The 314-nt window shown below is 74.5% G+C and carries 1 pseudogene; it reads right to left on the reverse strand.

What is annotated here, in order from left to right:
- Positions 1-314: pseudogene (locus VR45_RS41775) on the reverse strand (hypothetical protein); the annotation flags it as partial.

A 314-nucleotide genomic window follows, 5' to 3' on the forward strand; every position in this document is an offset into this window, starting at 1 on the left:
CGTGCCCGCGGTGGCCCACGACGAGCAGCTGCGCGCCGTCGGCCGCGTGAAGGAGTGCGGCGGCGGGATGGGACTGGACGACGTGCCGGCGGATCGTGACCTCCGGGGCCTGCGCCGACACCTCACCGACGACCCGGGACAGCGCCTGCCGCGCGTTCTCCTCGAAGTCGACGGACTGGAGCGTGGGCGAGGGCACGCCGTACCCGACCGGGTACTGCCAGGCGATGACGGCGTCCACGGTGGCACCGCCCGACAGCCCGCCCGGTGGGCGCAGGTGCTTGTGGGAACCGCCTTCGAGCGGCGTGGACAGCAGC

The organism is Streptomyces sp. NRRL S-495, assembly GCF_000966955.1.
Lineage (GTDB): Bacteria > Actinomycetota > Actinomycetes > Streptomycetales > Streptomycetaceae > Kitasatospora > Kitasatospora purpeofusca.